The organism is Bacteroidota bacterium (assembly GCA_040388375.1).
Classification (GTDB): domain Bacteria; phylum Bacteroidota; class Bacteroidia; order UKL13-3; family UKL13-3; genus JAAFJM01.
The window spans coordinates 105,063-118,083 of record JAZKBU010000003.1 but is presented as its reverse complement, the minus strand read 5'-3'; the positions used below and the strand labels follow the sequence as shown (position 1 = coordinate 118,083).

The window sequence follows — 13,021 nt, the reverse complement described above, 5'->3', positions numbered from 1 at the left end:
ATAGTGGGCTTAGTTATTTATATATAGTTTATATGATGCTCCTGTATTTTTATTAATTAAGAAATAAATTCCATTTGAAAGATTGTCTATCATTCCTTTATTGTCTTTTGTTTCTAATACTTGCACTAATACTCCTTGGTTGTTATACAATTCAAAATACTTAGTTTCAAAATTATCAGCTGATTCTATGTAAATGGTATTCCCTGTTAATGGATTGGGACTCACTTTCATGCTTGATTCAACGCTATTTCGAGTAGCTAGAATTTTTGAGTAGGCAAAAGTACCGTCATTGTCAATTATTTTTAAGCGATAGTAATTTTGTGCATTTTTATTTACAGACTTATTACATTCAAAATTATACCGTACTAATTTGCTGCTATTATTGCTTGCTTCTACCGTTCCAATTTTAGTCCAGTTGTAGGCATCTATCTGTTGTTCTATTTCAAACCTATTAGCATTTACTTCTTGTGCCGTTAACCATACTAACTCATTGTAATTGTCTTTTTGGTTAAGGGTAAAACTCACTAATTTTACAGGTAACGTAGTACTTGATTTTAAAATACTTCCATTTGATAATAATAAATAGGCATTGTAATTGGGTGTGAAAAATATTTTTTGAATGGAAGTGGTTACACTGGTAGTTACAGTGCTCCATGTTATACCACCATCGGTTGTTTTAATTAATAAACCACTTTGACCGGCAGCATAACCTACACTGTCGTTTATAAACTGAATAGCATTTAAATAGGTTGTTGTTCCTGAATTTAAACCAATCCACGTGGCTCCACCATTGGTTGTTTTCCTGATGTTTCCCGTTTGTCCGCATACAAATGCAGTGCTATCGTTTAATATGGCTACTGATGTTAATGTAATGGTTCCGCTACCTGATGCACCACTTACTATGGTACTCCATGTAGTGCCTGTATCTGAAGTTTTCATAATTACACCGCCAACACCACATGCATAACCAATTTTCTTGCTGTTGGTAAACTTAATATCGAAAATAGAAAAGCTACCACCTGCACTAAAAAATGTCCATGAATTGGCACTATCAGCCGTGCGCCAAATACCACTACCTGAACTTCCACCTCCACCTATAAAACCAACGGTATCACTTATAAAATTTACGCATAAAAGTCCTGCGGTAGTTGGTCTTGTTAATGTATCCCAGCTTACGCCTCTGTTACGTGTCTTTAATATTCGTCCGCTTGTTCCAACGGCATAACCCGTAACAAAATCTGTAAAGTTAACACCGCGTAAGCCTTGTGTAACTCCGGCTGGTGGTGCAATGGTATTCCATGTATTTCCTCCGTTTGTAGTGCTTAAAATAGCAGGACCATTGCCTACTACAAAACCGGTATCATTACTAAAAAAGTAGCTTCCCCATAGTGAACTGGTAGTGCCACTGGTTTGGGTAATCCATTGGGCATGTATAACTGTATTTATTAAAAGTAAAATTATTATTAGTTGTATTCTTTTCATATGTTTTGTGATATTTCTTTAATTAATTGTAAGGACCTGTATAGTAGTAATGAGTCTGCAACCAGTTCAGCTAACTGAACCAGTTCTATATAGTTTAAAATAATATTTACATTTAAACTATCTGTATTGTATAAAAACGATTTCTCTGTATTCTGGTTGCACTTCTCGGTATTATTTACATCGTTATTTAATATGGATGAAAAGTTTTCAAACTGGCTTGTATTAAGCGAAAACAGTATGGTATGAAAGGCTATATTTATATTATTACATTCGCTACACCACGAAATATATCCATACTGGTTATGTTTTAATTTAATTGGTGAACACATAATTTATTTATAACCTGCTGTAAACAAATTGTGGAGCTCCTTTCACTCCATTTTCATCATAAAAATCTATAAACTTTAGTTTGTATAAGTAACCTTCCTGATCTTTAATAATGTAGGTGGTTTTATCATCAACCAAATATTTTGCTGCGTTTAAATCGTAGAATTTCCAGTCAAATCCAATTACATCTTCATTGACTGATAACATAATCTGTTGCACATTACTGATGTTAATATCTTCAAACTTTATTTTCCTGGTTTTAGCTGCAAGGGTGTTTGTTGGATTGGTTAATACGCCTGTTACGTAATAGGGTGTTATAGGCTCTAAATCGTAATAAACATGGCGGTAACGGGTAAAAACAAAATCCCACTCGTGAAAATCGGGTTCAAAATTACTCGTATCATTTTTGAGTAAATTACAATAGGTAAAATTTGTACTGAGGCTTCTTTTAAAATCAATCTGCACTTCATTGAAGTTATCTAAGTTAGCATATCTGATTGAATAGTTATTTGGTGAAGCGCCCATAAATTGAATTTTTTTATACCTGGGCATAACTGATTTACCTAAATCAATTATATATACATTCATAAGTGATTTTCTACTAATGGTATCAAACCAGCATCCAACAGCTGTTGAATCTTTTTTACCATTGGGATTATCCCAATCCCAAAACGGTGGCACATTGTATTTTTTGTTGAAGCTGGTATCAAATGTGTTAAATATTTGCACATCGGCACCGCCATTTATTCTAACATACATTTCACTCGAATAATTGTTGAATGCAATATGCCAGTCGTTTAAATTTTTTATTTCTTTATGGCCGGTGCTTAGCTTATAAAAAATTACCTTTTCGTAATTTTCGCCCATACTAACGCGTTCTACTTTTTCTGTTCCGGCAGAAGGTGGCAGTTTCCATAACATATCTTCTTTTTCGCATGAAAACAGAAGCAATGAAAGAATGGTGAATGATATTAGTTTAAATTTTTTCAATGCTGAATCTAATTGAGGTAAAGTAAAATCTTCCCATGGCTGTGGGCATATTATTGCTGTTTGAACTGTGAGTAGCGCTGCTTGAATTAACAGAAATATTGGTCACGTCCAAAATGTTTTTTACACCGAAAATGATAACGAGTTTGTTCTTATAAAATGATTTACTAATACTGCCATCTACCATAGAGTAATCACTCACAAAGGTTTGTATAATGTTATTGTCTGCATCTAAACCAAAACCGGGTAGTCTACCATTGTATTTATAAAACAGGTTTACATCAGTCGCCCATTTTTTTATGCTGTAGGTAGTATTAAGTCTGTATTCATTGGTGTAGGAAAATTCGCTTATATTATTGCTACTGCTTAATTGGTTATATCGTCCAATTCTACCATAGCCTAAGTTAAACTGTATATTTTTTATAGTTATCTGGCTATTAAAATTTAATCCCAATGTTTTGTATTTTTCAATATTTACATAGCTATATAACTGATTAACGGGATCTACTATTGCTAAACTGATTAGGTCTTTTATATCGTTATAAAATATTGATACATCTGACTTTGTTATTAATTTTTTGTACTGGTAATTGTAGCTGAGGGAGGCTAAAAAATTATTGGATGTTTCGGCCTTTAAATCTTTGTTGCCTCTTATATTGTGGTTTACATCAACAAAAAGTAAACTCAATTCTTTTAATGAAGGAGCTCTGAAACCTTGCGAATAGCTAGCTCGTAAAAACAGGTTTTTTGTTAAGTCGTATTTTATATTAAAGTTAGGGACTACGGGTGCGCCGTAGCGGGTATTGTATATAAACCTTACTCCCTGCCTGATGTTTAATTTCTTGGTGGCCTTTATATCTGAAATATAAAACAGTGCATAATCACCAATGTTTTGGGTATTGTTTTCTAATTTTTTGCCATAACCGGTTTCTAGGTTTATATCGTAACCCAATTGTGAGTTAAATATAGAATTGGTTCTGGTGGTGTATGTACCTCTTAGTAATACAAGGTTAAATTTACTGGTATCGTGGTCGCTTGCATTGGGTGTAATTTTATTTTCACCTGTTACTAAATTCTTAACGTACCTTATTTTATTTCGTTCAAAAGTCCCAAACGAGTTTATTAAAGTCAGGGTAGCTTTATTGCTGAAAAAGAAATCGGAATAAAGTGTATTTGTTGTTCGGTTAGTTATAAAATAATCGTCAAGCGCACTAATTGAATAGGGTGTTATGGTGGGGTTGGCTTTACTTTTAATGAGCTCGTTAAAGTATTGTGTAGTAAACCTGTGAATTTGGTTCTTATAACTGTACTTTATTTCTCCATTAAAAAAATACTGTTCTTTGGGTTTCCATTCAAGTTGTCGTATGGAGTCATTTTCAACGCGTGAAAAACCATCAAAATAATTACGCCCGCCACCAATTGCAACCTGTATTTTTTTTATATTGAATCCAACATTTGCATCGGCATTATAAGTACCTACTGACTCGTTGTAAATATTTGCATTTAAACTGTATTTACGGTCATTGGCTTTTTTGGTAATAATATTTATAACTCCGCCTAAGGCATCGGTTCCATATATTACACTCATTGGCCCTTCTACTATTTCTATTCTTTCTACATTGTTCAGGTTTATTTGGCTGATATCTATATTGCCATCTAAACGCCCCAATACGGGCACTCCATCTATTAAAATTTTTACATTCTGTCCGTCAAGCCCCATCATATTCATTTGGGTTCCTAAAACGCCATCTTGCGTTATTCTAATATTAAGTTCGTTGCTGAGCACATCTTTTAAATTAACAGCCCCTTGTTGTTCAATTCTTTTGCGGTCAATTATTTTAACTTTCTGAACTGATTTGTCAATCGTATTCTGCTCAAACTGACCGGTAATAACTACATCCTTAAAATTGGTATTGTTTCGTTTTATGATATAGGTTTTTGTCTGCCCGGTTTCAATGGTATCGCTTAGGTTTTCAAAGCCAACCTTTGAAACGGTAAAAACTATTTTCTCTTTTGATTTGATGAATACCTCACCTTTATTATTGGTAACGGCCATTTTTTGTCTGGCGCTATTACCCACAGGAAAAAACGCAACTATTGCTTCATCAATAGCCTCGTTTTTTTCATTGGTAATCTTTATACGCTGTTGCCCTATTAATTGTGCTTGCACAAAAACCAGAACAACAGCTAATATAAAGTTTATGAAAAAACTGCTATTTACTACTTGCAGTTTTATCTTTCTAATCACTCGCGTAGTTTGCTAAATAAAATTAGTCAACAATTATTTTTTGAACGCCTCTGGCATTTTCAGTATTTACATTTAAAATATAAACACCTTTAGTTAATGTGGTTACATCTAACTCGTACTTGCTGAATCCTTTTGCAGTTATGGTTTTAAGCATTACATTTTTACCAGTAACATCTTTTAACGACACAGTTGCTTCATTGCTATTTTCGGTATCAAACAATACAGTTAATGTTTGCGAAACTGGGTTAGGGAATGCAGTAATATTTATATTTTTTGACGCTACTTCGTTAACTGATGTAGTAAAGTTTGAAATTAGTTTTTTGCCAAATGCTACTTTTCCTGTTGAGCTACCGGCAAATCCTGTAAACACTAATTTATAAATTTTTGTATTTACATTTCCATTGGTAACTGCCGAATCTACTTTAATAAAAAAGGCTGTTGAATCTTCCATGTAATAAGCAAAATTAGCATCTAATGCTTTCCAATTCCAACCAATGGTCGACATGTTTGAAGCGGCAAAACGTGAGTCATCTCTTAAAGGATTAACCATATTATCTACAGCAGTACTGGTTTCTTTTATTACCTGAACTTTTCTGTTTTGTAATACACCTGTTACCTGGTAGTAAGGAGTTGTTGGCGAGTTTTGTGCACCAAAGTATCTTGTAAATACAATATCCCAACTGGTGTTTACCGGTTCTCTGTTAAGAGCTGTATTGGTTTTTAAATTATAATAAGCAAAATATTTGTTGGCATATTGCGCATCGTTTAAAGTAATGGTTGTATCAGCTGTTCCATTTAAGTTAGCATATCTGAATTCCCATGTTCTAATACCTGATGATGATTTACGTTGTACAATCCATAATTTTTTAAATGTGGTAGGTACCGGATTTGTTGAACTCGCGTAACCAATTAAGTAAAGTGAATCACCTGTTATTTCGCCTGAGTTGGTGTAAGTACCCCATGAGTATACCGGGTGGTTTTCAGGATTTAAATTAAATGCACCGTGTGACCAACTGGTATCGGTATTCCATAAATTTCTCCAACCTTGCCAGCCTGTTGTATCAAAAGCAGCCCAACCTGTAATATCACTTTTAGGGTATTTATAAACTCTAACGCCATTGCTATGGTTTGCTTGTATGGTAAAAAATTGTTGATCGAAACTTCCTACAGTTGAAAAAGCCAAATCCCATGTTTTAATTTCCACGGTGTCAACCATTCCTTTTTGTAAACTGTAATAAACTTCGTTACGGTAACTTGGGCCCATAAACACAGAATCTGAAACCATCTGAGCTTTTACATTTAGTTGAATCATTTGCACAAATGCGTACAGTAAAATTATTCTTTTCATATCTTCTTTTATTGTTTTTTGAGCCGCAATGGTAGGGTCAATTTTTTGTTATTTAGAATCGTTCTAAAAGGAGTTACAAAACTTTTACATCCATGACGGTTTTATGACAATACGCGCTTTTTAATCCTGTTTTAAAATACGGAAATTCATAAATAACTAATTATCATAACAATAAAATATTATGCTTATTTAGACTAATTAAAAATAACAAATATATTTGCCGACATAATTTTAAATAACATGGAAAAAAATTTTGTTGCCATTAATTACATTCAATGTGAAGCTGATTATAAAGCTCGTTTTGAAGAACTATTTGCAAGTCGTGCTCACGCTATAGATACTATGCCAGGTTTTGTAGACATGCAAGTATTAAAACCACAAACTGAAAACGACCCTTACCTGATAGTAAGTTTTTGGGAAAGTGAAGAATCTTTTAAAACTTGGACTACTTCACCCGCATTTATGGAAGGCCACAAACGTGGATTCGAAGATATAAGACAAGCAAAAGCCGAAGGAAAAAAAGCACCTATGACTTCTGACTTTAAAGTTTATAAAGTTATTTCAAGATAAGATGAATAACGCACAAATGGCCGATAATAAAAAAGTATTTGCCCGACTGGTTACCTGGTTTAAACGCATTGGCGTTGCGGGCTTTATATTCTTCCTTGTAAAAGGATTGCTTTGGTTAATTATACCTTATCTTATTTCAAAAGGTATATTTTAAGCTCATTATCTACTATACAAAAAGGCTGTTTCAAATGTAATTTTGAAACAGCCTTTTAAATATTTATATCAGTTAAACTTTAGTGTTTAGCAGCTACGGCACTGTCGCCTATATGCTTGGCTAAAAACTTTTCCATAGCACCATAAAAATCAAACTGGTTTTCTTCATTGCCAAATCCGTGGCCTTCATTGTCTTTAACCATATATTCTACCTGAATATTTCTTTTCTTTAAAGCCTCTACCATTTGGTCGCTTTCTGCTTTATTTACCCTTGGGTCGTTAGCTCCTTGTGCTATAAATAAAGGTACAACAATTTTATCGGCATGGTAAACGGGTGAAGCTTCACGCATCAAAGCAGTATCTTTAGTCGGATTACCCACCATTTCGTACATCATATCTAAATAAGGTTTCCAGTAAGGTGGAATGGTATTCATAAAACTGAATAAATTAGATACACCTACATAATCAACTCCACATGCATATAAATTGGGTGTATAAGTTAGCCCGGCTAATGTAGCATAACCGCCATAGCTTGCACCATAAATAGCTACTCGTTTAGGGTCAGCTATTCCTTCTTTTACCAAATAGTTTACGCCATCTGTTATATCCTGTTGCATGGTTTTACCCCATTGCTTAAAGCTGGCTTCCCAGAACTTACGTCCGTAGCCTGTTGAACCTCTGAAATTCATTTGTAAAACAGCATAACCTCTATTGGCTAAAAACTGCACTTCAGGATTCCAGCCCCACTCATCGCGTGCCCAAGGGCCACCATGCGGATTAACCACCACCGGCAAATTTTTAGCTTCTACTCCTTTTGGTAAAGTCAGGTAACCGTTAATTGTTAAACCATCTTTCGACTGATAACTTATTGGCTTCATTTCGCTCATATGATTTTCATTTATCCAAGGTGCCCTGTCGGCAATTTTTACCAATTCGTTTTTTGCTACATCATAAAAATAGCTTGTTCCCAACGATCTGTCGCTCATGGTGCGCACCAATAATTTATCTTCATTTTTATTGCTGCTTGTAATTATTATTTCGTACTTATCGCCTAACTTTTCCTTTAGCTTATTGTGTATTGCTTCTGTTTCTTTATCTAAATATTTGGTTTCTTCTTTGGCTGTTATATAATTTATTTCGGTTAATACTTTGCGCTTTTTCGAGTAGCTTAAATCTTCCACATCTACTTCCGGATGTTCAAAAATTAACTCCAATTCTTTACCATTGGCTGCATCAAATTTCACAATGGCCGATTTGTCTCTTCCTAAATTAGATGAAGCGTATACATACTTATTATCGAAAGTGAAAAACATAGGGTTTATGTTTTCTTTAAAACTGGTTTCCAATACTTTTTTAAATGGTTGCTTTGCATCATCCCTGTAAAGCATTACCCTATTCACTCCATCCGACTGCATGGCTACACGTACTACCCCGTTGTGGTCGGTAATCCAGTTACTAACGCCACCCGGATTTTTAGCTTCTAAAGTCAATGCCCCTGTGTTAATGTTTAATTTGTATACATCAAACAATTCAGGATTTTCTTTATTCATACCTATCAATACTTCGTTCTCATTTTCTTCTAAATCATCAACTATTTGCACATTTACTTTGGCAAAAGGCGTTAAATCTTTTTGGTTTTTACCATCTGCATCAACAGCGTATAAATGAAAGTTTTCATCGCCACCATTATCGCGCATGTAAATAATACGGTTATTTGTTTTCCAAAAATAACCTTGTACATCGCGGTCCTCTATAAAAGTAATTTGCGTAGTATCTTTACCACCTAGCGTACTTGTAAAAACATTCATTCTATTTTTATAAGGTTTGGTAAATGCTATTTTATCACCCACGGGCGATAACATAAAATAAGCAATATCCGGATTTTTAAAGAAGTCTTTTAACGGAACAATAGGTGCTTTTTCGGTCATTGTTGATTTGTTTTGGCACGAAAATACCAGTGTTAACAATACAAAGGGAATTACGCCCCATTTAATTTTTTGTTTCATGTTAAGTAATAATTTATCAGCAACTTATACTTTTATAATTGGTATACCAGTGGTATTTGATAAATGTATAAATGACATGATAATTGGTAAACTTTATTTTACAGCTTTTTGGTTTAACAACTCCCATAAAAACAAAAGGTTTGATTGTATTTAACAACCAAACCTCTCATTCATCTATTACTATAAATATCTTTTAGTGCCCTCCGCCTTTTTCCAATTGGTCTTCATCTATTCCCTGTGTTTTTAAAATAGCTTTGGCTTTTATGGCAAAAAATGCCAAGTAAGCAAAACAAATAACAGGTATAATATAACTGGTGTGTATGCCAATTGAATCGGCTAACTTACCTTGTAATGGTGGAATAATAGCTCCTCCCAAAATCATCATAATTAAAAACGAAGCACCCTGGCTGGTGTATTTTCCTAAGCCTGCAATAGACAAAGCAAAAATACAAGGCCACATAATACTGCATGCCAAACCTCCGCTTATAAAAGCATACAATGCAATTTGCCCTGTTGTCATTAAGCCTACTACCATAGCTACAATACCAAAAACAGAAAACAGCATAAGGGTTTTAGCAGGCTTTTCGTTACCCATAAAAAAGGCTACTACCAAAGCTACTACACATAAAGCATATTTATACAACATGCTTACATCTTTACCTCCTAAACTGTTTACAAATAGTATTAATGCAAATGCAATAAAAGGAACAATGGCTGTTAAAATCTGTTTGGTTTGTTTACTTAAATCAAAAACTGCTACGGCTCCTGCCCAACGGCCTATCATTAAGCTACCCCAATACAATGAAATAAAAGGGGCAATTTCTGATTCATTAAAACCGCCAAAGGCTGACTCTTTTAATAAAGCGCCCATATTACTTTGAATGGAAACTTCAACACCTACGTATGTAAATATGGCTAACATACCATACACCAACTGAGGATATTTTAAAGCACCTGCACCGGGCTCAAATGCTTCCTGGCTTGTAACTTGTGGCAGCTTGGCAAAGCTGAAAAATATAGCCACAGCTGCAAATACGCCTGCTAAAATTAAATATAGTGAGTTAATGGAAGTAATAGATACTTCAACCTGGCTCCCTACGGAACCAAACAAAAAATAACCAACTACAATAGGACCTAAAGTAGTACCTAATGAGTTAACGCCTCCTGCTAAATTTAGCCTATGTGCTCCTGTTTCAGGACTGCCTAACGCTACTACAAATGGTTGTGCCGAGGTTTGCTGTAAACTAAAGCCTAATGCTACAATAAAAAATGAAGCTAATATTAATGGAAATGAACCTACGTTTACTGAAGGAATAATAGCCAAAGCGCCCACCACTGATATGAGCAAGCCGTAAATAATCCCTTTTTTATAGCCTATTTTATTTAACACATCAACCTTAACCGTTTGCGATAAAATAAATAGTAAGATGGAGCCAATAAAATAACCTCCGTAAAAAGTAAAATCAATTAATTGCGACTGAAACTGACTTAACTGAAAATGGCTTTTACAAAAAGGAATAAATATTCCGTTAGAGGCAGCAACAAATCCCCAGAAAAAAAACACTGTTATCAGCGTATAAAGTTTCGATTTTTGGTTAGTACTAGTATTATCCATTAGCTATATTATTTTGGCATTAATTAAATAAAATATTACTAAACAACAAAATAAAGTTTACCACCTTTGGCTTCATCAGCTATGCAAAACCATTGTTAATTATGTTGTTTGTGATAAATTAAACGTTTTCTAGTTGTGCCTAAAATATATATTTGCCCAAAAACCAATATGCAAATAAGCGAAGCTCAAAAACAGGTAGATGAATGGATAAAAACCGTTGGCGTGAGGTACTTTAATGAATTAACCAATACGGCCATTTTAATGGAAGAAGTAGGTGAGCTAGCCCGTATAATGGCACGTAAATACGGAGAGCAAAGTTTTAAAGAAAGTGATAAAAATAGTGACATGGCCGATGAAATGGCTGATGTATTATGGGTTTTAATTTGCTTAGCCAATCAAACGGGTGTTGATTTAACAGCTGCTTTTGAAAAAAACATGGCTAAAAAAACCAATCGTGATGCTACCCGCCATTTAGAAAACGAAAAACTAAAATAGCTACCGGCTGTTAATGAAAACAATTGGCTAACTAAAAAGAACAATAAACCAGAATGAAATACGAAAAACATATATTTATATGCGCTAACCAAAAAGGGGAAGGCAAAGCTTGCTGTGGAGAAGAACGCGGTATGGAAATAGTACAAAAATTCAGAGAAGTACTAAAAGAACAAGGATTACAAGGCCGTGTAAGAGCGCAACGTGCGGGCTGCTTGGATGAATGTAAAAATGGACCTGCTTTGGTTATTTATCCGGAGGGTACTTATTATAAAAATGTATCGGTTGATCGTGTAGAAGAAATTGTAAAAATGCACGTCATGCAAAACAAAATTGTAAGTGATTTAGAACTTACTTTTGAACAAAATTAGTTTACTCTAAAGCACATTCTTTTAAGGCTACTATTATATCATAATCGTTGTAGTCCTTTTTAAGCAATTTGGTTTTGGCACAATACTTTTTTATGTATTCAGCCTTTTTCTCGTTTACGCCAGTTACTTTCATAATATACTCAATACTTAACTTATCATCCAACTGAACGAACTGGTTGTAAAGGTTTATGATACTCAATAATTTTTCATTGTTTTTACCTTCTGTGGAGTACTTATACCAGGTTTTGTAAATTAAGCCTTCTACGCCAATTCCATTTTGTGAAATGAACTTGGGCTTAGCCATTTCCCTATAATTTTCTTTGCGCCTGTTATTGTTTAACAAAGTATCTCGTTTCATTATTTCGGCCATGGCTTGAGCCAAGGAATCGTTTTTATGCCTGCGTCTTACATTCACGTCTTTGAGTTGCACATCCTGGCGTCTTAAAGCAATTACAAAGTTGATTGTTTCATAAAAAACCGCAGCCGAAACAACTACAGTATCGGTTTTATAAGCCAAGCGTGAAACAATTAAACTATCGCCAATAGCGGCTTGGATAACAAATGCTCCAAACTCGTTGGCTGAATACGTTTGTTTGGTATTGTTGTTATATATAATGGTAAACGATAGCGTTTGTAGCTCACCATTCTTTACAAAGCCTTTTAGTGTTTTAAGCTCTTTAACCTGCGCAGTGGCATGGAAAATGGATAAGAATAATAGTAAAGTAATAGTTAAACGCATAGGTACATATTCTAAAAACGGAATGGCTCTTATACGTTTCAATACCATAATTGTTACCCTGTTACTATAAATGAATCAATGTAAAATCGAGTTTTTGGGCAAATGTTTTATAATAGGTTCTTATATAGGCTTCGACCCTACTTACATCTAAAAACTCCTGAAACAAATCAAGCAGTAATATATCAAATGCGGAGCCTTCAATAAACTTTATTTCCTTTTTGAAACCGCATACACATAGGGCATTTGTTTTACGCAAAAACTTTTTCACCAATCGTTTGTCCGTATTTAACACGTGGCATGAGCCAAAATGTATAATTTTATTTTTACAGCTATCACCCATCATTTCGGCTAATTCATCTAAACTAACCAAATCCTTGCCAATTAAAATACTACCCGGTTTACCATGAAAGGCCAAATAACCTATACTGTATTTTGCATAGCGCTTTAGTTTCCATTGTTGTAAGTAATACGCTAAGTTTTCACGTGTACCGCAATGCCTGTGTATATAATCTATATTTCTGTTTTCCTTTAAAAAATCAAGTGCCGCTTTTACACTATTTTGCTTCAGTAAATTGGTATTCCAATCCCCCTCTAAACAAAATATATCTTTGTCGTATGCCTGCGCCTTTTTCATTTACTGACAAAGATATAGCAAAATTGGGTACACGGGTAAACTATTAATG

Annotated in this window: 13 protein-coding genes; 4 read left to right on the top strand and 9 right to left on the bottom strand. The window is 34.3% G+C overall.

Translation table 11 applies throughout. From position 1 onward, the window contains the following. Nucleotides 1–9: 9 nt before the first annotated feature. The 5 genes from V4538_03605 to V4538_03585 are packed head-to-tail and all read right to left on the bottom strand — an operon-like array spanning nt 10 to nt 6,392. Nucleotides 10–1,482, bottom strand: a complete 1,473-nt coding sequence (locus V4538_03605; GenBank protein ID MES2380100.1) for a YCF48-related protein — start codon at nt 1,480–1,482, stop codon at nt 10–12. Next, the gene (locus tag V4538_03600) at nt 1,479–1,811 is read right to left on the bottom strand and encodes a DUF6686 family protein (protein MES2380099.1); all 333 of its coding nucleotides are present in this window, start codon (nt 1,809–1,811) and stop codon (nt 1,479–1,481) included. Before V4538_03600 ends, V4538_03605 begins: the two co-directional genes overlap by 4 nt. Before the next feature lie 7 nt (nt 1,812–1,818). Continuing rightward, nucleotides 1,819–2,799, bottom strand: coding sequence for an HmuY family protein (locus V4538_03595; GenBank protein ID MES2380098.1), 981 nt, complete (start codon nt 2,797–2,799; stop codon nt 1,819–1,821). Beyond that, nucleotides 2,786–5,044 carry a TonB-dependent receptor gene (locus tag V4538_03590; protein ID MES2380097.1) on the bottom strand — a complete coding sequence of 753 codons (2,259 nt, stop codon included), beginning with the start codon at nt 5,042–5,044 and terminating at the stop codon, nt 2,786–2,788. The genes V4538_03595 and V4538_03590 overlap by 14 nt, the downstream gene beginning before the upstream one ends. A gap of 22 nt (nt 5,045–5,066) precedes the next feature. After that, the gene (locus tag V4538_03585) at nt 5,067–6,392 is read right to left on the bottom strand and encodes a T9SS type A sorting domain-containing protein (GenBank protein MES2380096.1); all 1,326 of its coding nucleotides are present in this window, start codon (nt 6,390–6,392) and stop codon (nt 5,067–5,069) included. 240 nt (nt 6,393–6,632) lie between these two features. Here V4538_03585 and V4538_03580 point away from each other — a divergent pair, with 240 nt between their 5' ends. After that, a complete protein-coding gene (locus tag V4538_03580; protein MES2380095.1) occupies nt 6,633–6,962 on the top strand; it encodes an antibiotic biosynthesis monooxygenase in 330 nt (109 codons plus the stop codon). A 1-nt stretch (nt 6,963) separates the two neighbouring features. Then, nucleotides 6,964–7,116, top strand: coding sequence for a hypothetical protein (locus tag V4538_03575; GenBank protein ID MES2380094.1), 153 nt, complete (start codon nt 6,964–6,966; stop codon nt 7,114–7,116). A 79-nt stretch (nt 7,117–7,195) separates the two neighbouring features. Here the strand turns inward: V4538_03575 and V4538_03570 are convergent, their stop codons facing one another. Together V4538_03570 and V4538_03565 are read right to left on the bottom strand one after the other, a co-directional pair. Further along, a complete protein-coding gene (locus V4538_03570) occupies nt 7,196–9,121 on the bottom strand; it encodes a S9 family peptidase (protein ID MES2380093.1) in 1,926 nt (641 codons plus the stop codon). Between the two features lie 193 nt (nt 9,122–9,314). Further along, entirely contained in the window at nt 9,315–10,736 is a 1,422-nt protein-coding gene (locus V4538_03565) for an MFS transporter (GenBank protein ID MES2380092.1), read from the bottom strand. Nucleotides 10,737–10,904: 168 nt separating this feature from the next. On the opposite strand from V4538_03565, the gene V4538_03560 reads away from it, so the two are divergent. Beyond that, nucleotides 10,905–11,231, top strand: coding sequence for a nucleotide pyrophosphohydrolase (locus V4538_03560; protein ID MES2380091.1), 327 nt, complete (start codon nt 10,905–10,907; stop codon nt 11,229–11,231). Nucleotides 11,232–11,284: 53 nt separating this feature from the next. Continuing rightward, the gene (locus V4538_03555; GenBank protein MES2380090.1) at nt 11,285–11,599 is read left to right on the top strand and encodes a (2Fe-2S) ferredoxin domain-containing protein; all 315 of its coding nucleotides are present in this window, start codon (nt 11,285–11,287) and stop codon (nt 11,597–11,599) included. Nucleotide 11,600: 1 nt separating this feature from the next. On the opposite strand, the gene V4538_03550 is transcribed toward V4538_03555, so the two are convergent. Then, nucleotides 11,601–12,386, bottom strand: coding sequence for a hypothetical protein (locus V4538_03550; protein ID MES2380089.1), 786 nt, complete (start codon nt 12,384–12,386; stop codon nt 11,601–11,603). 16 nt (nt 12,387–12,402) lie between these two features. Then, on the bottom strand, nt 12,403–12,972 hold the full coding sequence (locus V4538_03545; GenBank protein ID MES2380088.1) for a DUF6642 family protein: 570 nt from the start codon (nt 12,970–12,972) through the stop codon (nt 12,403–12,405). Nucleotides 12,973–13,021: the final 49 nt, after the last annotated feature.

Bases quoted from the DNA above. Each gene is read 5' to 3' on its own strand.
- V4538_03605 (MES2380100.1), bottom strand. From the start codon at position 1,482: ATGAAAAGAATACAACTAATAATAATTTTACTTTTAATAAATACAGTT.
- V4538_03600 (MES2380099.1), bottom strand. From the start codon at position 1,811: ATGTGTTCACCAATTAAATTAAAACATAACCAGTATGGATATATTTCG.
- V4538_03585 (MES2380096.1), bottom strand. From the start codon at position 6,392: ATGAAAAGAATAATTTTACTGTACGCATTTGTGCAAATGATTCAACTA.
- V4538_03580 (MES2380095.1), top strand. From the start codon at position 6,633: ATGGAAAAAAATTTTGTTGCCATTAATTACATTCAATGTGAAGCTGAT.
- V4538_03575 (MES2380094.1), top strand. From the start codon at position 6,964: ATGAATAACGCACAAATGGCCGATAATAAAAAAGTATTTGCCCGACTG.
- V4538_03570 (MES2380093.1), bottom strand. From the start codon at position 9,121: ATGAAACAAAAAATTAAATGGGGCGTAATTCCCTTTGTATTGTTAACA.
- V4538_03565 (MES2380092.1), bottom strand. From the start codon at position 10,736: ATGGATAATACTAGTACTAACCAAAAATCGAAACTTTATACGCTGATA.
- V4538_03560 (MES2380091.1), top strand. From the start codon at position 10,905: ATGCAAATAAGCGAAGCTCAAAAACAGGTAGATGAATGGATAAAAACC.
- V4538_03555 (MES2380090.1), top strand. From the start codon at position 11,285: ATGAAATACGAAAAACATATATTTATATGCGCTAACCAAAAAGGGGAA.
- V4538_03550 (MES2380089.1), bottom strand. From the start codon at position 12,386: ATGGTATTGAAACGTATAAGAGCCATTCCGTTTTTAGAATATGTACCT.
- V4538_03545 (MES2380088.1), bottom strand. From the start codon at position 12,972: ATGAAAAAGGCGCAGGCATACGACAAAGATATATTTTGTTTAGAGGGG.